The following is a 19,627-nucleotide window of genomic DNA, read 5'->3' as shown; positions in this document are numbered from 1 at the left end:
TTTGCTTATGCTTTGATTCTGATCTCTTGATCAGGTTTTACACTTCGTGCACCTTCTACGATGATCATCTCACCTTTTTCCAGACCTTCTGTGATCTCTACCATGTTATTACTGGTCTTTCCAGTTTGAATGATTCTTCTTTTCGCGACAGCGGTATTAAAGCCATTATCTCCTTCTTTAAGATTCTCAGCAACCATTACATATTGTTCCCCATTCTGATTCTCGCTTATCACAGCAAGCGGCAATAGTAGAGCGCTTTCATTTGTATAATCATTTATTTTTATGCGCGCAGTAAGATTAGGTTTGATGTTCTGATCCTTGTTCTCTACTGGTATCTCGATCTTGAATGATCGGTTTGCGGGATTGATATAAGAACTGCTCTGACGCACTTCGCTCTCAACGCTTTCTCCCAAAACCGGAAACTCCACCTTCACGTCAGTTCCTTCTTTAACGCTCGCTATGTAGGTTTCAGGAACCTCTACCTCGATATACATATCATCGAGATTCACAATGCGGAATAGTTGTGTCATACCTGGGCTTACAGTGCTTCCCTGTTCCGTAATCACCTCGTCGATGGTTCCTGCAAAAGGTGCAGTGATAACAGATTTTGCAAGTCGTTGCTGCATACTACTTATGGAGCTTTGCTGAGCTTCATAATTTGCCTTTGCCTGCAAAAATTGAATTTCAGAACCTATGTTTTGATCCCATAATCTCTTCTGGCGTTCATAAGTAGTTTTTGCTAGCTGCTCTTGAACTTTCATTTGCTCAATTTGTTGAGCAAGACCACCATCATCTATTCGGGCGAGTCGCTGCCCTTTTCTTACTTTCTGGCCTTCGGTTACATATACATTAGTAAGAATTCCCTGCATCTCTGCCATTAAGGTTATGTTCTTTTTTGTATCAACACTTCCTTGTAACTCGATATAATGATTGTATAAAGTGTCTTCAACTGCAGCAATACTTACCAGAACGCCTTCTTTCTTCTTTGTATTCTCATTGAGATAAGACTCGATGGAACTGATCTTGTTCTCAAGTTCTTTTTTCTGATTGAGCAGTTGCGTTTTACGTTGTTGAATGGCTTCTGTATTCTGATCTGCGATTAGATCATCCAGGGTAGGCTCGCTACCGCAAGAAGCTAGAAGAATCGCAGCTATGGAGAAGGTGATAAACTTTTTCATGGAATATTTCTACAGGGTTGTGTTAGTCTTGTATGTTTATAAAATCTGGGGTGTTGAGTACGGTTTCAAGGTTTGCCTTTTCAGCAATGACCTGGTACATACTATTGAGGTATTCTGATTGAGTGGAGTAAAGCTGAAGCTGAGCTTGTCTCAAATCAAAACTGGTAGCGAGACCTTCCTTAAATTTTATTGAGTTTTTGTTCTCGATACGCTCTGCGAGTGCGAGATTGTCCTTGCTCGTTTGATAATTATCAATGGCTAGCTGGTAGTTGCTGCTGACTCGTTGATAATCCAGATTGATTTGTTGCACTTGCTGCTCAAGGTCAGTCTCTGCTTGATCCCATGCAATTTTTGTGCGGTCTTGAGCGGCCTTGCGACCAAAAGAACTAAAGATAGGAACGGTAAGACTCAAGCCCGCTGTGCTCTGATCAAACCAGGCATTATTTGCATCTAGAAAAACAAAATCCTCACCGAAGCTGTTGATACCATAGTTTACAAATGCGCCTAGAGAGGGCAAAGATTTTGAACGCTCTAGTTTGTATTCCAGTCTGCGCTGTTCTGTGAGGTTATATGCGATCTGGTAATCTACATTTTTCTCAAGTTCAAGCTCTGGTTGTGTCATCGCCATGTCCATGTTTTCTTTGGCAAGAGTCTCTAGGTCATCAGTAAGAGTGATTGTTGTCTCAAGAGGTATCCCTAAGGCCAGTTTCAACATGTCTCTAGAAATAGCAACTTGGCGCTGGGCGCTGTTCAACTGATTAGCGAGCTGAGACCGTGTGATTTTAAGTTGTTCTACATCTTCTTCCTCAGCGAGACCGTTCTCAAAGATTTTAGTGGTCTCCCGCAAGTTTTCTTCTATAGTTGAGAGGTTGCTGCTTAAGATGGCAACATTTTCTTCAGTAAGTAAAACGCCACCATAAGCATTGATAATGCCTTTGCGTACTTCAAGCTTCGTTTTGTTATCAGCATTTTTTGAGAAGTCCAGAAAAGTCTTTGAGGCTTCAAGCGCTACTATGTAGGAACCGTCAAAAATGAGCTGAGTAAGCGTCGCTGTAAGGTTTGCACTCTGTTTAGGCGCAAAGGGTACCGCAGCAAATTCTCCCGGTTGAGCATTTGGATCAAAAAACTGGGCAGGAACAGGTGATAAGGGGACCTCGATATTATAGTTATATCCCACTTCACCATTGATTTGCGGCAAACCGGTGGCCGTAGTTTCCCACTTTTGTTTCAGAGCTTTGGCGATATCGCGTTGAGCATTGATCGCTTGATAGTTGTTTTCTAGACCATAATTGATGGCCTCCTGTAACGAGAAGCTGGTCTGTTCTGGAGGGGATTGTTGAGGGTACGCTTTCGCGAAAGCGAGAACCATTAAAATCCATACCATCATGGATAGCTTGTTCATCTAGTCGTGGTTTTTATTAGTGATTTGGTTAAGTATTTTACGCCCGGCAGGAGTTACGATCCCACGTAGGTGGTAATCCAGATACTGGTCATACAATTCTTGCACTGGAAATTTATCTATAGGAAATATCTCGAGATCCTTGATGCCTTGCATACCTACGAAGTAAATGCGCGAGACAAACTCCCTATTGATCGTAGGGATGTAAAGACCTTGTGCGATTCCTTCTTTCAGGTTCTTGTTGAAACATTCTTGCATGTGATCAAAGTGTCTTGATTTAAGATCATCGTGTACCTTGGGATAATAGCGTTGCAGTTGATGGATGGGTGAAGACTTGTCGCCTTTGAGTTTAGATAACACCATACGCTTGATGTCATAAAGTTCTTGGATAGGATTTGTAGATGCCTCACAAATACCGTCTATATCGCAACATATGTCATTAAATACAAATAGGACAGAGTCTGCCACGAGGCGCTCTTTCTTATTGTAATAACTATAGAGCGTCTTTTTACTCATTCCCAGCTCTCTAGCAATGTCATCCATGGTAACGCTCTTGAATCCTAGTGATAGGAAGAGGTCTTTGGATTTTTGTAATATTTCGTTTTTAATATCAGTCATTCAAATTCTAAAATCGGGTGCAAAAGTAAGCATAGGAAACTTTAAAAACTTTTTTAGTTTCCTAAGTTTTACACTAATTTAACATTGATGTAAGATCCTAAGTACGCGTTCTTGAATCTCTATTCTATTTTTACGGCATGGATTTACTCTCAGACTTAAAAAGTCAATTTTTAGAAGCCCTCAAGCAGCGCACTTCACATGCTGAACCTGCTACTCTTTATGATCCCGTTCATTATATCTTAGATCTAGGAGGAAAGCGATTGCGTCCGTTACTTTCCTTAATGGCTGCCGAGATGTACGGCGCAAAAAGTAATGATGCCATGGGCTGCGCCATAGCAGTTGAAGTGTTTCACAATTTTACTTTGCTCCATGATGATATCATGGATGCAGCAGATCTAAGGAGAGGTAAGGAGACCGTGCATAAAAAATGGGACGTGAATACAGGAATCTTGAGTGGAGACGCCATGCTGATTATGGCTTACCAGCAACTTGACGAGTATGAGGGAACGCAGTTCAAGGAGCTTACTCAACTTTTAAGCCGTACGGCTCTGGAAGTGTGTGAGGGGCAGCAATATGATGTTGATTTTGAGACTCGAGACGACGTGACCATAGATGAGTATTTGCTCATGATCAAATTGAAGACCTCGGTACTTTTAGGGTGTTCTTTGCAGATGGGGGCGATCATAGCTGGAGCCAGCAAGGAGCAGCAGCAATTTATATATGATTATGGTATTTACCTAGGTATCGCCTTTCAGTTGATGGATGATTATTTGGACGCCTTTGGCGATCCAGAGACGTTTGGGAAAGAAGTAGGTGGCGACATCAGGGAGAATAAAAAAACTTATCTCTATCTCAAAAGTCTTGAGCATTCTCAAAGTAATGAGAGCTTGAAAAAATGGTTTGCCCTGGATCAAAACACGCTTTCAGAAATGGAGATGAGTGATAAAAAGGAAAAAGTGAAAACCCTTTTCCAACAAAGTGGTGGCGCACAAGCAACACTGGATGCGATAATAGATTATACCGAGAAGGCCTTAAATACCATTACACAGCTGGAGATTAGTGACGAGAATAAAACTTTCCTGAAGAGGTTTTCTCTGCAGTTGATGAATAGAATTAGTTAGTATGTCTCAAGAACTAGAGCGTATTGAGGAGGCGCTTTCGCGAAAGCGTCACAATTTCATCATCTATAAAAACCAAATTAACAAAGATCTCTCAAGATCAGGGCTGGAAGAGGTGGAGGAAGATGATCCCAAAGCTTTTTTAAACGCTGTCGCCGCACTTTTAAACGAACTTATGGAAGACAGCGACCCTAGACTACAGCAACTCTATTACCTCGCCGATGTTCAAGAAAGGCATTTAGAAAAGGGAATTATCCTGAGCTTTTTCTACAGAGAATGGGTGAAGGTTAAATTCAGGTTGGGGCATCAGTAAGTTTAAGATTAAGTATAAGTTCAAGTTTAAAACCAAATTTATTGATCTCGTGCTGAGTTTTTTAAACTTACTCTTCATCTTATACTTCAACTTAATCAAAAAAACACCCTCACAAACGGCTGGATTCCGTTGTTATAAACACTTTTATCTTCATTGTAAAGCACATCGTATCGTGCACCTATGATGAAATTACCCTGGCGATAGCCTGCGCCTAAAAACAGCGCCGGGACCCAATATTGTTCATCAATCCCTTGAACCTCAAAATTTCTATTGACATTGAGTACTTCAAAGTCAAAACTGGCTTGAATTTCAGGTATGGGATTGAAAAGACCTATGAAACCACCACCATAAATATTTGAAGAATAATCTAAGATTCTTGGATCGTCTGCATCGAGTTCTGAATAGCTATAGTTCAAACCTACACCCAGTCCTACAAAATCGTTCACCTTATAAATAGCTTGTGGTGCGATGATGACCGATGTGAAATCATTACCGAAACTAGCTCCCAGATTTCCTCCAAAAAGAACGCGATCCCAAAATCGTTCTTCGGGTTGCAGGGTACTTTGCGCAGCGCCCAAATTGATGATGAAGAAGAGAAATACAAATAAGGTAAATGAAAAATGGCGATTCATGTGTAGAGTTTTTCTTTCAAAGCTGTTATAAATATACAAACTACCTCGTGGTGATGCAGTTATTTTCTATTTTTGCTGGATATTTTACCAAAAAGGAGCAATCCTTAGCTATATGGACAAGTATTCTTTCCTCAACGCAGCACACACTGCTTATTTTGCACAACTTTATGATGAGTATTTATTAAATCCAGATCAGGTGGAGCCTTCTTGGCGGGCTTTCTTTCAAGGTTTTGACTTTGGAATGGAAAGTGCCGGTCACGAGACGGTAGTAGAATATGTAGATACGGGTGGCCAGGTAAATACTGCTGAGTTATCTGAGAAGATGCTTAAAGAATTCAGTGTTGTAAAGCTTATTGATGGCTACAGAACACGTGGGCATTTATTTACTAAAACCAACCCTGTAAGAGAGCGCCGTAACTATCAACCTACGCTCGACCTAGAGCATTTTGGTCTTACAGACGCAGATTTAAATACAGAGTTTGAGTCTGGTGAGCTTATAGGCTTAGGAAAGACATCTCTTAAGAACATCATTGAGCACCTTACTCAAGTGTATTGTGATAGTATAGGTGTTGAGTATATGTACATCCGTAAACCGCATGAGGTGAAATGGATCCAGAGCTGGTTGCATAGAAACAACAACCACCCAGAATTTTCTAAAGATCAAAAGATTCAAATCCTTAAGAAACTCAACGAGGCAGTTTCTTTTGAATCTTTTTTACATACAAAATACGTAGGTCAGAAGCGTTTCTCTTTAGAAGGAAACGAGTCACTTATCCCTGCGCTGGATGCTTTAATTGAAAATGCCGCCGATAAAGGTGTAGATCAGTTTGTACTGGGAATGGCACACCGCGGCCGTTTAAATGTGCTTACTAACATCTTCGGTAAACCGGTTAAGGACATCTTCTCAGAATTTGACGGTAAAGATTATGAGCAAGATATTTTTGACGGCGATGTTAAATACCATTTAGGTTATACCAGTAAACGTAAAACCGATAACGGAAACGATATCAATATCAATATTGTTCCCAATCCATCACACTTGGAAACAGTAGGAGCGGTAGTAGAAGGAATCACGCGTGCCAAGCAAGACATGCACACGCCAGACAATTTCTCAAATGTCCTTCCTATTGTTATTCATGGTGATGCAGCGATCGCAGGTCAGGGGATCGTTTACGAGGTTGTGCAAATGGCTCAGCTAGAAGCCTACAAAACTGCTGGAACCATTCATATGGTGGTGAACAATCAGGTAGGTTTCACCACTAACTACCTAGACGGTAGATCAAGTACGTACTGTACAGATATCGCAAAAGTTACCTTGTCGCCCGTTTTGCACGTAAATGCAGATGATGCCGAGGCCGTAGTTCACGCCATTAATTTTGCACTGGATTACAGGATGGAATTTGGTCGTGACGTGTTTATCGACCTTCTAGGGTATCGAAAATACGGTCACAATGAAGGTGACGAGCCTCGATTCACACAACCACAGCTTTATAAGGCAATCGGTAAGCAAATGAATTCTCGTGACATCTACGCCGATAAATTGAAAAAAGAGGGTGTGATTGATGATGGTAAAATCAAGGATCTAGAAGACCAGTATAAAGGTCGTCTGGAAGAAGAGCTTGCTACATCGCGTCAAATGGAAAACACGGTAATCACCCCTTTCATGCAAGATGAATGGGACGGTTTTGATTCTGTGACTGAAGATGAAATGATGCAAAAGGTGGAGACTGGCGTGGATAAAAAGACGCTAGAAAAAATCACCAAAACTATATCTACCCTTCCTGAAGGAGAGAACTTCATCCGCAAGGTGAAAAAAGTTATCGAGTCCCGCAGCAAAATGTTTGAAGAGAACAAACTGGACTGGGCCATGGGAGAGCACCTCGCTTACGGTAGTTTGATGCTGGAAGGCTATGATGTGCGCATGAGCGGTCAGGATGTAGAACGTGGAACATTTTCCCACCGTCACGCAGTCGTGAAGTCAGAAAACCACGAGAACGAATTCATCTTACACAACCATCTAGAAGGTGCCGAGGGTAAAATGTACATGTACAACTCCCACCTTTCAGAATACGGAGTGGTAGGTTTTGAATACGGTTATGCCCTTGCGAGTCCTAATACCTTGACGATTTGGGAAGCGCAATTTGGAGACTTCTCAAACGGTGCACAGATCATGATGGACCAATACTTAAGTGCCGGTGAGGACAAGTGGAAGAATCAAAACGGTCTGGTAAAACTTCTACCACACGGGTATGAAGGTCAGGGTGCAGAACATTCCAGCGCACGTATCGAGCGCTATTTACAGCTCTGCGCAAAGGATAACATGTTCATGGCAAACTGTACCACGCCAGCAAATATGTTCCACTTGCTGAGAAGGCAAATGAAGGTGAACTACAGAAAACCTTTAGTTGTATTTACTCCTAAATCTTTGTTGCGATCTCCCCAAGCGGTCAGTACGGTAGAAGAGTTTGAAAAAGGTCATTTTCAGGAGGTGATTGATAGTGATACCGCTTTCGCGAAAGCGAAAACCCTAGTGTTCACGAGTGGTAAATTCTACTACGACCTCTTCAATTATCGTGAAGAGAATGATATCAAGGATGTAGCGATAGTGAGAATAGAACAATTATTCCCACTGCCTACCGACCAGATCAAAGAAGTAATCAAGAAATACAAGTCTGCAAAAGACATCGTGTGGGCACAGGAAGAGCCGCGCAATATGGGAGCTTATTCCCACTTGATGTTGCACATGCCAGAAACGCGTACCTGGAGGGTTTGCTCCAGAAATATGTATGCGGCTCCTGCATCAGGTAGCTCAACGAGATCCAAACGCAGACAAGCAAGAATAATAGAAGACGTTTTTAACACCAACAAATAAATTATGGCTCTAAAAATGAAAGTGCCGTCACCCGGCGAGTCGATTACAGAAGTTGAAATAGCAGAATGGCTGGTTGCTGATGGTGACTGGGTCGAGAAAGATCAGGCCATTGCCGAGGTAGATAGCGACAAGGCAACACTGGAACTCCCTGCTGAAGCAAGTGGTATCATTACCCTAAAAGCTGAAGAAGGCGATGCAGTACAAGTAGGTGAGGTTGTTTGCCTTATCGATACAGAAGCTGCAAATCCCAATGAAGGAGCTAAAGATGTAAAAGATGCTCCAGATTCTTATGAAGATGGTGACGAGGGAGGCAACGATAAAGATGTTGCAAAAGAAATGCGTGAGGACAATCCTGACGACAAGAAAAAATCTCCAGAAAAAGCTCCGCAGCCTGAGCAAGCAAAAGATACATACGCGAGCGGTACTGCAAGTCCCGCGGCTAAGAAGATCCTTGATGAAAAAGGAATGGACGCAGCGTCTGTTTCTGGAACGGGCCGCGATGGTCGCATCACAAAGCATGATGCGGTAAATGCAAAACCATCTATGGGAACTCCTGGACCTGGTTCAAGAAGTGAGAGTCGTTCTAAGCTTTCCATGCTGCGTAGAAAAGTTGCAGAGCGTCTCGTCAGTGCTAAGAATGAGACCGCAATGCTTACCACGTTCAACGAGGCTGACATGAAGCCTATTTTTGATCTGCGTAGTGAGTACAAAGAGGCTTTTAAAGCGAAACATGGAGTTTCTCTTGGATTCATGTCTTTCTTTACTAAAGCTGTTGTAAGAGCATTGGGTGAATATCCAGCAGTAAACAGTATGATCGACGGTAAAGAAATGATTACCTATGATTATAAAGACATCTCCATAGCGGTTTCAGGTCCTAAAGGATTGATGGTTCCCGTAATCAGAAATGCTGAAAATCTATCTTTCAGAGGAGTTGAGCAAGAGGTGAAAAGATTGGCTTTACGTGCTCGTGACGGTAAAATTACCGTTGACGAGATGACCGGTGGAACATTTACCATTTCTAATGGTGGTGTTTTTGGCTCCATGTTGAGCACCCCTATCATCAACCCACCGCAGAGTGGGATTTTGGGAATGCACAACATCATTGAGCGACCCGTTGCGATCGATGGACAAGTAGTTATAAGACCCATGATGTACCTTGCTCTTTCTTACGATCACAGAATCATTGATGGTCGCGAGTCAGTAGGATTCTTGGTAGCGATCAAAGAAGCCCTGGAAGATCCGATCAATTTATTGATGGATGGCGATGTGAAGAAGGCGCTGGAGTTGTAGAGCTCATTTGCAATCTAAAATATAAGAAGCTATCTTTATTAAGATAGCTTCTTTTTTGTTTATATAGTGTATATTTAGATACTGAAACCATCCAAATGAAATTCAACAGTTACGTTCTATTAGGTGTCTTAACTCTCTTGATCACGCTTGCAGGTTGTGAAGAATATGAAGAAATAGGCGAAGTTCCCACAAGGGAAACCCACGTTCATGCAGAAACGGTTTCTTTTTCTGAACTACAAAACCAAACGCAGATCAGAACACAGCTTCATAATATTTCCCTTAATCAGAGTGTCAATAATGATCTGTCAGCCAAATCTAACATGAGCGGTATGACTATTGATACCACCCAAATTAAGGTGATAACCTATGCCCAGACCCATACCTATACTTTTAGATTGAAGCGCGATGTTCCATTTTATTATATTGAAAACATAGTACTGCATTACAATCTTGATACGCAACAGTATGACGAGTACCTCATTCAATATGACGTTAGCGCTGAGGATTATGTCAAAATAGATCAAGGACTTTACCATGAAACTGATCCCAATGTTTTGATTACGAGGCTTCAAAACGGGACTTTTGCAGATCTACAAAAGTCTGGCTGTGAACCCCAATGCACCACAGTCATGGTTCCTTGTACAGGTGGCGGGCATGAAGTAGGAGAGAATTGTTGTGTAATTAGAGGAGACTGTCCCAATACTAAACCTCCAGTTGTTGGTGCTTATGTGTATCAATCTTGCCAGACCGTTTGCGGCGGTAATACAGATGAAGATGAGGATCTCGATGATGGCACACCTAATAACGGCGGTGGCGCTCCACCACCAGCTGATGAAGACGTATTGACTAATCCTAACAACTACCCACCCTGTATAGATGAAGGCAATAATGTCAATGCAATATCTACTGATGGATGTTATGAGCTGGAAATTAATGATCAAATACCTGATCCCATTGAACAAGAATTAAATGATCTGATCAAGAAGGATACTACCTTTGTCAAGGTAAAGGACATTATTAACCAGTTAAGAACTAAAACCTCAGAAACGGTCGAGTATTCCATGAGCTTTTATAAGTCGTTTGTAGATACTTCTTATGTAACAAAACCAAGGACTCCTGCGATTGAAAGAGGGCCCTCGCTTACTAGAAGCTATATTTATACTGGAAGATTTGATTTTGGTAGTATCCACACCCATCCTGTTGGTACTCACGCAATGTTCTCATTCCGGGATATTTTTACGTTGCACGAAACTCACAACACACTTGGCCCGGATTTCAAAGATGATGCCGTAATAATGATTGTTTCAGCAAGCGGTGATGTCTACGCTCTTAAGGTAACCGACATCACTAAATTGAATAATGAACTTAATGCTGCTTTGAATACCGTCAACGGGATTAATAGAGATACGAAGATTGATAATTTGACTATAGCCTTAGGTCGAGACTATGATAACAACATGTCTGATTTGAAGGGCGTATTTACTAGTAAATTCAAAAATTTTGGAATCTCACTTTACAAAGCCAACGATATAAACCTAAGCGGATGGACAAAAATAAATTGATGATAAAGACTATGAGCAAATTTTTAATCCTTAAACTTTTATTTCTTCTCACCTTAATGTCGAGTTTTACTTTGCATTCTCAGGTGATTTTACCTTTGGACAGTATTGGGTTTATGCCATCACCTACTCCTGTCAAATATTATTCTGACGTGAACAATGAGATGGACTTCTTTGTGGGAACCTGGTTATATACGGAAGGATCGACTACGCTCAAAATCCATTTCAAAAAGGAAACGCGTGTTGATTGGGGCGATCATTTTACAGATCTTTTGGTAGGTGAATACCAATACATAGAAAACGGTGTTGAAATGATCAACACCCTGGATATGATCGATAGCCGTAACGGTTATGAACATATAATCGATGGACGCATCAGGGTTACTAAATGTAGTTGGTTGCCAACTAGTGAGTGCCGAGATGGACAAGTGAAGTTTTTCCTAGGATTATCTGATCCCAACAATGAGATGACTACTGCAACTTTAATTATCCATGAATCCTATCGCGACATCAATGATCGAAGGGACGCCATCCGTGCCTATATTATCTTTACCAGCCACCAAACTTTAGACCCTGGTGAAACCTACGACCCTCCCACTATGCCATGGCAAAAAGAGTATAGAATGGTGAGGCAGTAGTTTCAAATTGTAAATTCTTAAATACTTAAGATTAGTTCTTAAAGTTTGATTTTTGTATCAACGCAACCTTTTACTAGTCACAAATCTGCTCCAGCACCTTTAAATAATCTTCTTGATTATTCACAAAATCCAGTTCTGAAACATCAATCACCTTGATTTTTAAATCTTGTTGTGTGCGTATGAATTCAGAATAGCCTTGCTGGATCTGGTTCAGATAACTCGCTTCAATATTTTGCTCGTAATCCCTACCGCGCTTTTTGATATTTTCCAGCAGCCGCTCCTCGGTCTGGTACAGATAGACGTATAAATCTGGCTTGACCAATTCTTTATACATCATGTGAAACAAGCGCTGGTATAAATGATATTCTTCATCTTCCAGCGTTATTTTGCTGAAAATAAGAGATTTGATAACATAATAATCGGCGACGGTAAATTCTGTGAAAAGTTCATGCTGCGCCACGTCATCACTCAGTTGCTGATAGCGATCTGCAAGAAAAGACATCTCTAACGGGAAACTGTAGCGCTCTTTATCTTCATAGAAAAGAGGTAAAAACGGATTGTCTGCAAAACGTTCCAGTACCATTTTCGCATTGAAATCTTCAGATATTTTGTGGGTAAGGCTGGTTTTTCCTGAACCTATATTTCCCTCGATGGCGATAAAATTGAGGTTTTGGATGGGATACCGCTTTCGCGAAAGCGAGATCATTTCAGGCACCACCTCACTTAATGGCTGTAGCTGGCTACTGATCTCGGCCATACTTTTATACAGAACCGGATGCTTTACGTCATAGGCAATATCCACCAAAGGCTGCATCACAAAATTGCGCTGATGCATTCTGGGATGGGGAACTTGAAGCTCGGCTTGATCGATGATTTGATCATCAAACAGCAAAATATCCAGATCGATGATGCGATTCTCATAGTCAGAAGATGTGCGCGGCATTTTGCCCATTTTACGCTCGATCGCTCTTAAAACGGCCAGCGCTTCAAAAGGGTTTTTGATGCTGTGAACCAAAATACAGGTGTTGAGAAACGGCTTACCATCAAAGTCCAGCGCGGCAGATTTGTAGATGCCTCCACTTTTTATAACCAATCCTAAACGCTGTTCTATAAGGTGAGCCGCCTTGAGTAGATGCTGCAGGCGATCACCTAGATTAGAACCTAAAGCAATGAAAATCTTATGATTATGAAGAGATGGAATAGCGCTAACTTTTAGTGCAAATTAAGAAATAATCACGGCTCACCTAGGTACATTTGTAGTTTAAATGAAGACTCTGACCGCCAAAAAGTTGCGCCTGGCAAACCGAATTTATCTCGTGCTCGGTGCGTTGTTCATTTGCTCTTTAGTGGCTTCAAATCTGATCTTTCAGAAATTTTTTTATTGGAATCCTTTCGGCTGGTTCCGGTTTGAAATTTCAGTGGGTTTATTGCCATATCCGCTTACATTTTTGATTACAGATTTAGTAAGTGAGATTTATGGTAGACGCAAGGCAAACGATTTAGTGCTCGCAGGAATTTTTGCCTCGATCTTTAGTTTGCTAATTCTGTATGTGGCTGATGTCGCTCCAGCCATGGAGACGAGTCCCATCGATGACCAGACCTTTACTCAGGTTTTCGGTGCTACAAAAATTGCAGTATTTGCAAGTATGGCGGCTTATTTACTGGCGCAATTTGTGGATATACGCATCTATCATTTTTGGAAAAAGTTGACCAAGAGAAAAATGTTATGGCTGCGAAATAATTTTAGCACAGTGTTTTCCCAATTTGTGGACACGGCTAGCGTTTTGTTGTTACTCTGTTATTTTGGGATTTTGGAGTGGGAACAATTTGCTCCCTTGCTTGGGGCAGGGTTTTTGTTTAAAGTGTTGGTAGCATTAATTGATACGCCGCTTTTGTATTTAGGTGTAGAAATTTTCAAAAGGCTCTTCGATTTAAAACAAGGTGAGGAGCTTCTAATAGATTAAGTTGATATGAAAAAGTTTTTTAAAATTCTGGGAATTGTTATTGTCGTGCTCGTAATACTACTTGTTGCGACACCCTATCTTTTTAAGGATAAAATTGCGGAACTCATCAAAACCGAGCTCAATAAAGCGCTGAATGCAGAAGTCGACTTTGCCGATGTGGATTTAAGCCTCTTCAGCGCCTTCCCTGATGCTCGTCTTGAGATCAATGAGCTTTCTGTAATCAACAAAGCACCATTTGCCGGAGATACCCTTTTCTTCGGTAACGAAGTTAAACTGGACTTACCTATTGGAGATTTATTCAATGGAGCTCGCGAACCTATAAGGGTTAATGAGCTTGCGATCAGTGAAGCGTTTACACGTCTTCAAGTTAATGAAGAGGGCGTTTCTAGCTGGGACGTCGCTGTGGTGGATTCAACGGCAACTACGAGCACCACTCAAGCCGAAAGCAGCGGTGGTTTCTCTTTAGACCTAAAACATTATCAGGTAAATAATACCCGAATCATATACGACGATGCCGTTACCAAAAACATATTGGAAATCGTAGATATGAATCACAGCGGTAATGGAGATTTCAGTTTGGGAGAAAGTACACTCGAGACCATGACAGAGGCCAAGGTCTTTTATTCGCTTAACGACATAGCTTATTTAACGGGTCAGCAGGTCAAGCTGGATGCTGATATCTTAATGGATCTGGAGAATCAGAAGTACACGTTTCAAGATAACAAGGCTTTGATCAATGAACTAGAACTGGTTTTTGAGGGATTTATAGACCTTGAAGATGAATCAACCATCGTGGACCTTTCATTCAATGCACCTACTTCTGATTTCAAAAATTTCTTTGCCCTAATACCTGAAACCTACAGGACTAATCTCGATGGGATCACGACCACTGGCGATTTCAAAGTAGATGGAGCAATTAAAGGAACGGTAGATGACACCTACATTCCAACATTAAATATCAAAGTAGTCTCGCAAAATGCTTCGGTTCAATATCCGGATCTTCCTCAAAAAATTACCAATATTAATATTGATGCGCATTTAGTAAACGATACGGGCCTTGTAGAGGATACCTATCTCGATATCAAAAACACCGCCTTCAACATAGGGCAGGATCGCCTTACCGGTAACGCGATGATCAAGGATTTGACCGGCAATATGAAAGTGGATGTCAATGCAAAGGGTAACCTAGATTTTGCAAATCTTACCAGAGCTTTCCCCATGCCAGACGGTGTAAACCTTGATGGTCGTCTCGCTCTTGATATGGCTGCGCGATTTGATATGGAAAGCATAGAAAAAGAGCGCTATGAACGCATCAATACTAATGGTACTGCTAGACTGAGCGATTTTAAATATTTGGGTGGTGCATTTACCAAACCATTTATCATCAGCAAGGCTAACCTTGATTTGAGTACTTCTCGCATCAAATTGAATGAGATGCTGGCTCAAACAGGCAACACAGATCTTAAGGCGAGTGGTAACATCGATAACTTGATCGGATTTTTACTGCAGGATCAGGGTCTGAAAGGAAGGTTCAATGTTTCTTCAAATACGTTTGATGTTTCGGACTTTATGACGGCGAGTGAAGATGGTGGTGATTCCGCTTCCGCGAAAGCGAACCAATCAACAGCCACTCAACAAAGCACGCCTACAGAGCAAGCCATCAAAATCCCAGCATTTCTGGATGCATCGCTTGACTTTACGGCAAACCAAGTCCTATACGATGGGTTGACGCTTAAAAATGTGAGTGGATCTGCGATCGTGCGTGATGAAACCATGACGCTCAATAACGTGCGCACTAATATTTTCAACGGAGCAATAGGAGTCAATGGTTCTCTAAGTACCAAAGGTGAAACGCCTAAATTTACCATGGCGCTGGACATGAAGAATCTGGATATCGCTCAATCTTTCCAAGGTTTTGAAATGTTTCAAAATTTGGTTCCTATCATTGGCGCTCTAGATGGTACGATGAATACTGATATCAACTTTTCAGGAGATTTGAATAATGATCTGTCTCCTATCATATCGAGCCTTGCAGGTGACGCCATTGCACAACTACTGACTAAAGATGTAGATGTAAGCCAAAATCCACTTTTGAGCAGGATCAATCAGAGAGTAGATTTCATCGATTTAGATGCTTTGAACCTGTCTGATTTTACCACAAAACTGAACTTCAGCAATGGAGCGGTACAAGTAAGTCCGTTTGATTTTAATATTAAGGATATCAAAGTTACCGCTAGCGGTAGCCACAGTTTGACCAATGAAATGAATTATGTACTCGACCTGAATCTTCCTGCCAAGTATTTTGGAAAAGAAGGTGCTAGTTTACTGGCTAAGCTTGAGGCAAAAGAAGTGAATCAAATTACCGTCCCACTGCCCATACGACTAGGTGGTGCGATGACATCGCCTCAAGTTAATGTAGATTTACAAAGTGCCGTGACTAACTTGACCAATCAGATTGTAGAAATTCAGAAGCAAAAACTAAAGGATAAAGGTGAGCAGGCACTATCTGGTGCGGTGAACGATATTTTACAAGGAAATGATCCTAAACAAGGAATCAAGGATATTTTAAATGGTGGCAGTTCTGGCAATACACAAACTCAAGACAGCACATCTACGAGTAATACACCTGCTTCTGAAAAAGACGACAAGGACAAAATCAAAGAAGCCGCCGGTGGATTGTTGCGTGGGTTGTTTGGGAAAAAGAATGATACGGTGAAGGAGAAGAAGAAATAACGCAATTGATTTAAAACAATCGCTCATCAAAAAAGTAAGCCTCCTGACGTACTAAAGATACCTTATCTTTAAAATCGGGATGCTCAGTATTAATAATATAATTATGTTCTTGAGGAACAATGGCTGAGGGAACTTTAAGCACTAGCGTCCTCTTTTGTTTGTACCACTCCGAGCCTATTTTCTGCAGCTTATAATAGGATTTGATCGACCGCCAATTATCTGGTAAGTCCTGAATCCTGATCTGCTCAAAGAGCTTTTCTTCATCGGCTATCGAGACGATCATCACCTCATAATCGGGAAGCGGGACGATCGAGTTTCTATGAACGACCAATTCTAATGTAGAAAGCGATCGTGACGAACCCGTGTAGATTACATAATCGCCATCAAAGTTCCAGCGGTTTGCCGCGCCAGAGCTGGAAAGTTTTCTGGAATAAAGCGTATGTGAGATTCTATAGATTTCCAAAATCACCCATTATCACCATACTCCATTCCCGTAAGTCTGTCTTCGATATATCTAATTCCAGAAATAGTGTTAAAAAAATCGACAGGTTTTTTCTGATCAAAATGGAAGTTGGGCTTCTCGAGCCAATCGATAAAAGCTTGTTTTGAACCAAATACCTTTTCGCCCTGTTTATAAAGCGAAATCAGCAAAACCAGTTTTTCTTTGAAATTAATACTCAACTTACCATTTGAACTGCGGTAATTTTGGAACGTTTTTTCACTTACATTAAACCATACTGATATTACCTTATCTGTAGAACGCGTGATTTCTTTAAACTGTCTTACCTGTTTTCTTCCTAGTCTTTCAGATCGCACATAATTGATGACTTGACTATCCGAAATTTTTGGAGGTATATCAATAGCACTCATAACGAACTTTTCAACTAAAATATGAAAATTTACTGAATGAAAAGCGTAAAATTACCGAAAAATGCTAATCCAATTCCCTCTTAATCTCCGCCATCAAATCCTTACCACCATTTTTTAGAAGTTCTTTCGCACAGTTTTCAGCAAAAAGAATCGCTTGATCAAGAATTTTATCTTTTTGAGAAGACGTTACGCTAGATTTTGGACATCGCCATTTCTTATTCACGACCAAATGCTGTTTGCCATCCAGACCGGATAAACATGCCTTAAAATCGACCTCATTTTCTTTATGAATCGCAATAGCGCCGATAGGTGCCGTGCAACCACCTTCTAAAGTCCTTAAAAAAGTACGCTCGATAGTTGTGCAAACTTGCGCATCAAAATCATTGATTTTTGAAAGGACGTTGAGGAGTTCTTTATGTTCTCCCATTGCAGCGACCATCATTACACCTTGTGCTGGTGCAGGGATAAAACTGTCTAGGTCAGTATATTCAAAGCCATAGTTAGACTTGAGTTTGCCCAATAGTCCGATGCGGTCCAGTCCCGCTTTCGCAAAAATCGCAGCATCCCAATCTTCATTTGAAGCGAGTTTAGCGAGTCTGGTATTCACGTTTCCACGCAGGTCGACCACTTTGTGGGCGCTAAAACTGTTCAACCATTGCGCTTTGCGTCGCAAGCTGCCTGTGGCAATAGTCATGTCTTCGTCAGGGTTGAAGGACTTTTTATAAACCAAAATATCCTTATGGGAATGTCGTGGCAAAACCGCAGCTTGAACCATACCTTTTGGAAGCTGCGTAGGTACATCTTTCAGGCTGTGTACCGCAATATCGATCTCACCTTTCACAAGAGCTACATCAAGCGTTTTAGTGAAAATTCCAGTAATTCCCATTTCATAAAGAGGTTCCGTAAGATTTAGATCGCCTTGAGATTTCACGGGATGCAAAACCACCTCATGACCTAGGTCTTGCAATAACGATTGAACAGTGGTGGCTTGCCACATAGCAAGTTCAGAATCTCGAGTACCTATTCTTATGGTCATGGAATAATTTTAGCTGGCGACGCTGTCAAGCTTGAAGATCTTGTTCAATAAATCCAGAGTCTCCTCTGTGTTTTCATCTTCTTTACGCAGGTGGTTAGCAAAATGGCCGGCGATTTTTTGAATGATCCGGTCAGAAATAGCATCTACCTGTTCTTGATTAAAGTTTTCAAATTTGGTGCGATTGCTCTTTATCTCAGCGTCTTTGAGAATGGCAAGTTTAAATTTGAGAGCCTGCATAGTAGGTGCAAATTCTCTGGAACGTTCCCACATTTGAAAATCGGCTTTTATCTCATCGATGATTTCTTTAGCCTGAGGGATGAAAACCTCGCGATCACTCATTGTTTGTGCCGTAATTTGAGATAGCTCATCCAGGTGTACGAGAGTTACATTATCCAGTTCTCTCACGTTTTCCTTAACATTTTTAGGAATGGAAAGATCTAAAATCAACAGCGGTCGTTGTGTAACGATTAGTTCTTTACTCACGGTAGGATTTTGAGCTCCGGTTGCAACGATGAGAACATCACTTTGAGCGATCTGAACCTCGAGCTGTGCATAATCTTTCACTTCAAGATTAAAACGACCTGCGACACGTTCAGCTTTATCCTTTGTGCGGTTGATGAGGGTGATGTTTTTATTACTGGTATGTTTTACCAGATTTTCACAGGTATTGCGTCCTATCTTACCCGTACCGAACAACAAGATATCCAGCGACTGCCTACCGTAGTTCTCTAAAATATATTGAACACTCGCAAAACTCACTGAGGTCGCACCGCTACTCAAGTTAGTTTCGGTTTTAATGCGTTTGCTGGCTTGAATTACGGCGTTAATCAACCGCTCCATGTAGGCATTCAGCATTTTGAGGCCTTTAGCCTGCTTGAATGCTTTTTTCAGTTGACCTATGATCTCAAAATCGCCTAGAATCTGACTGTCAAGTCCCGTACCTACCTTAAAGAGATGATCGATAGCTTGTTCACATTTATAGACGGAAACAATGTTTTTCAGTTCCTCCATGCTTCCATGAGAGTGAGCGCATAAAAGCTGCATGAGGTGATCTTCACTTTCGGCAAAGGCATAGATCTCGGTACGGTTGCAAGTGGAAATGGCTGCAAGAGAATTGATTTCTTCATTCTTTGCTTGTAGAATCAGGTTATGGATCGCATCTTCACTTAGGGAAAAATGACCTCTCAGCTCAGCATCTGCTTTGCGGTAGGAAATTCCTATGCAGTAAAAAGATTGATTTTTAGAATGATTTGATCCCATACTTCTACATCGATCGTGCGCAAAATTAAAGTTAATAGCAGTATAAAAATAACGCCATCAGTTCCATTTTCGTCGCAATAGGCTATTTTTGCTTTCAAATGAGGGTAGAGCAGTAGTGGTGGTAGATGTCTCGCTTTCGCGAAAGCG

The 19,627-nt window shown here is 41.3% G+C and carries 17 protein-coding genes; 8 read left to right on the top strand and 9 right to left on the bottom strand.

The window, feature by feature from the left end:
• Window positions 1–5: 5 nt before the first annotated feature.
• Genes BST97_RS09450 through BST97_RS09440 form a run of 3 tightly spaced genes read right to left on the bottom strand, consistent with a single transcriptional unit; the run spans window position 6 to window position 3,195 of the window.
• Complete coding sequence (locus tag BST97_RS09450) at window positions 6–1,178, bottom strand: efflux RND transporter periplasmic adaptor subunit (protein ID WP_085767004.1); 1,173 nt, start codon at window positions 1,176–1,178, stop codon at window positions 6–8.
• Between the two features lie 22 nt (window positions 1,179–1,200).
• Window positions 1,201–2,580 carry a TolC family protein gene (locus BST97_RS09445; protein WP_085767003.1) on the bottom strand — a complete coding sequence of 460 codons (1,380 nt, stop codon included), beginning with the start codon at window positions 2,578–2,580 and terminating at the stop codon, window positions 1,201–1,203.
• Window positions 2,581–3,195 carry a TetR/AcrR family transcriptional regulator gene (locus BST97_RS09440; RefSeq protein ID WP_085767002.1) on the bottom strand — a complete coding sequence of 205 codons (615 nt, stop codon included), beginning with the start codon at window positions 3,193–3,195 and terminating at the stop codon, window positions 2,581–2,583. It abuts the gene before it with no gap.
• A gap of 137 nt (window positions 3,196–3,332) precedes the next feature.
• Between BST97_RS09440 and BST97_RS09435 the strand changes: the two genes are divergently transcribed.
• Both BST97_RS09435 and BST97_RS09430 read left to right on the top strand, forming a co-directional pair.
• Window positions 3,333–4,316: a polyprenyl synthetase family protein gene (locus BST97_RS09435; RefSeq protein ID WP_085767001.1), complete on the top strand. Its 984-nt coding sequence runs from the start codon at window positions 3,333–3,335 to the stop codon at window positions 4,314–4,316.
• A 1-nt stretch (window position 4,317) separates the two neighbouring features.
• A complete protein-coding gene (locus BST97_RS09430; RefSeq protein WP_085767000.1) occupies window positions 4,318–4,626 on the top strand; it encodes a hypothetical protein in 309 nt (102 codons plus the stop codon).
• A gap of 95 nt (window positions 4,627–4,721) precedes the next feature.
• On the opposite strand, the gene BST97_RS09425 is transcribed toward BST97_RS09430, so the two are convergent.
• Window positions 4,722–5,258, bottom strand: a complete 537-nt coding sequence (locus tag BST97_RS09425; RefSeq protein WP_085766999.1) for an alpha-ketoglutarate decarboxylase — start codon at window positions 5,256–5,258, stop codon at window positions 4,722–4,724.
• A 112-nt stretch (window positions 5,259–5,370) separates the two neighbouring features.
• On the opposite strand from BST97_RS09425, the gene BST97_RS09420 reads away from it, so the two are divergent.
• The 4 genes from BST97_RS09420 to BST97_RS09405 all read left to right on the top strand — a co-directional run bounded on the left by BST97_RS09420 (window position 5,371) and on the right by BST97_RS09405 (window position 11,617).
• Window positions 5,371–8,130 (top strand): 2-oxoglutarate dehydrogenase E1 component, encoded by a 2,760-nt coding sequence (locus BST97_RS09420; RefSeq protein ID WP_085766998.1) that lies wholly within the window; start codon window positions 5,371–5,373, stop codon window positions 8,128–8,130.
• 3 nt (window positions 8,131–8,133) lie between these two features.
• On the top strand, window positions 8,134–9,420 hold the full coding sequence (gene odhB / locus BST97_RS09415) for a 2-oxoglutarate dehydrogenase complex dihydrolipoyllysine-residue succinyltransferase (RefSeq protein ID WP_085766997.1): 1,287 nt from the start codon (window positions 8,134–8,136) through the stop codon (window positions 9,418–9,420).
• Between the two features lie 95 nt (window positions 9,421–9,515).
• Window positions 9,516–10,982 carry a hypothetical protein gene (locus BST97_RS09410; RefSeq protein ID WP_085766996.1) on the top strand — a complete coding sequence of 489 codons (1,467 nt, stop codon included), beginning with the start codon at window positions 9,516–9,518 and terminating at the stop codon, window positions 10,980–10,982.
• Window positions 10,983–10,993: 11 nt separating this feature from the next.
• On the top strand, window positions 10,994–11,617 hold the full coding sequence (locus BST97_RS09405) for a DUF6705 family protein (protein ID WP_157111589.1): 624 nt from the start codon (window positions 10,994–10,996) through the stop codon (window positions 11,615–11,617).
• A gap of 73 nt (window positions 11,618–11,690) precedes the next feature.
• Here the strand turns inward: BST97_RS09405 and folK are convergent, their stop codons facing one another.
• Window positions 11,691–12,788 (bottom strand): 2-amino-4-hydroxy-6-hydroxymethyldihydropteridine diphosphokinase, encoded by a 1,098-nt coding sequence (gene folK, locus BST97_RS09400; protein WP_085766994.1) that lies wholly within the window; start codon window positions 12,786–12,788, stop codon window positions 11,691–11,693.
• A 94-nt stretch (window positions 12,789–12,882) separates the two neighbouring features.
• Between folK and BST97_RS09395 the strand changes: the two genes are divergently transcribed.
• Together BST97_RS09395 and BST97_RS09390 are read left to right on the top strand one after the other, a co-directional pair.
• Entirely contained in the window at window positions 12,883–13,581 is a 699-nt protein-coding gene (locus BST97_RS09395; RefSeq protein WP_085766993.1) for a queuosine precursor transporter, read from the top strand.
• A 6-nt stretch (window positions 13,582–13,587) separates the two neighbouring features.
• Window positions 13,588–16,314, top strand: coding sequence for an AsmA family protein (locus BST97_RS09390; RefSeq protein ID WP_085766992.1), 2,727 nt, complete (start codon window positions 13,588–13,590; stop codon window positions 16,312–16,314).
• A 10-nt stretch (window positions 16,315–16,324) separates the two neighbouring features.
• On the opposite strand, the gene BST97_RS09385 is transcribed toward BST97_RS09390, so the two are convergent.
• The 4 genes from BST97_RS09385 to hemA all read right to left on the bottom strand — a co-directional run bounded on the left by BST97_RS09385 (window position 16,325) and on the right by hemA (window position 19,480).
• Window positions 16,325–16,777: an RES family NAD+ phosphorylase gene (locus tag BST97_RS09385; protein WP_085768214.1), complete on the bottom strand. Its 453-nt coding sequence runs from the start codon at window positions 16,775–16,777 to the stop codon at window positions 16,325–16,327.
• Between the two features lie 2 nt (window positions 16,778–16,779).
• The gene (locus BST97_RS09380; RefSeq protein WP_085766991.1) at window positions 16,780–17,184 is read right to left on the bottom strand and encodes an antitoxin Xre/MbcA/ParS toxin-binding domain-containing protein; all 405 of its coding nucleotides are present in this window, start codon (window positions 17,182–17,184) and stop codon (window positions 16,780–16,782) included.
• A gap of 64 nt (window positions 17,185–17,248) precedes the next feature.
• On the bottom strand, window positions 17,249–18,220 hold the full coding sequence (gene hemC / locus BST97_RS09375; protein ID WP_085766990.1) for a hydroxymethylbilane synthase: 972 nt from the start codon (window positions 18,218–18,220) through the stop codon (window positions 17,249–17,251).
• A 9-nt stretch (window positions 18,221–18,229) separates the two neighbouring features.
• Complete coding sequence (gene hemA, locus BST97_RS09370; protein ID WP_085766989.1) at window positions 18,230–19,480, bottom strand: glutamyl-tRNA reductase; 1,251 nt, start codon at window positions 19,478–19,480, stop codon at window positions 18,230–18,232.
• Window positions 19,481–19,627 lie beyond the last annotated feature (147 nt).

The sequence above is a fragment of the Nonlabens spongiae genome (genome assembly GCF_002117125.1).
Taxonomy (GTDB): domain Bacteria; phylum Bacteroidota; class Bacteroidia; order Flavobacteriales; family Flavobacteriaceae; genus Nonlabens; species Nonlabens spongiae.
Note: the sequence above shows the minus strand (reverse complement) of the source record. Positions and strands in the feature narration are given on the sequence as shown.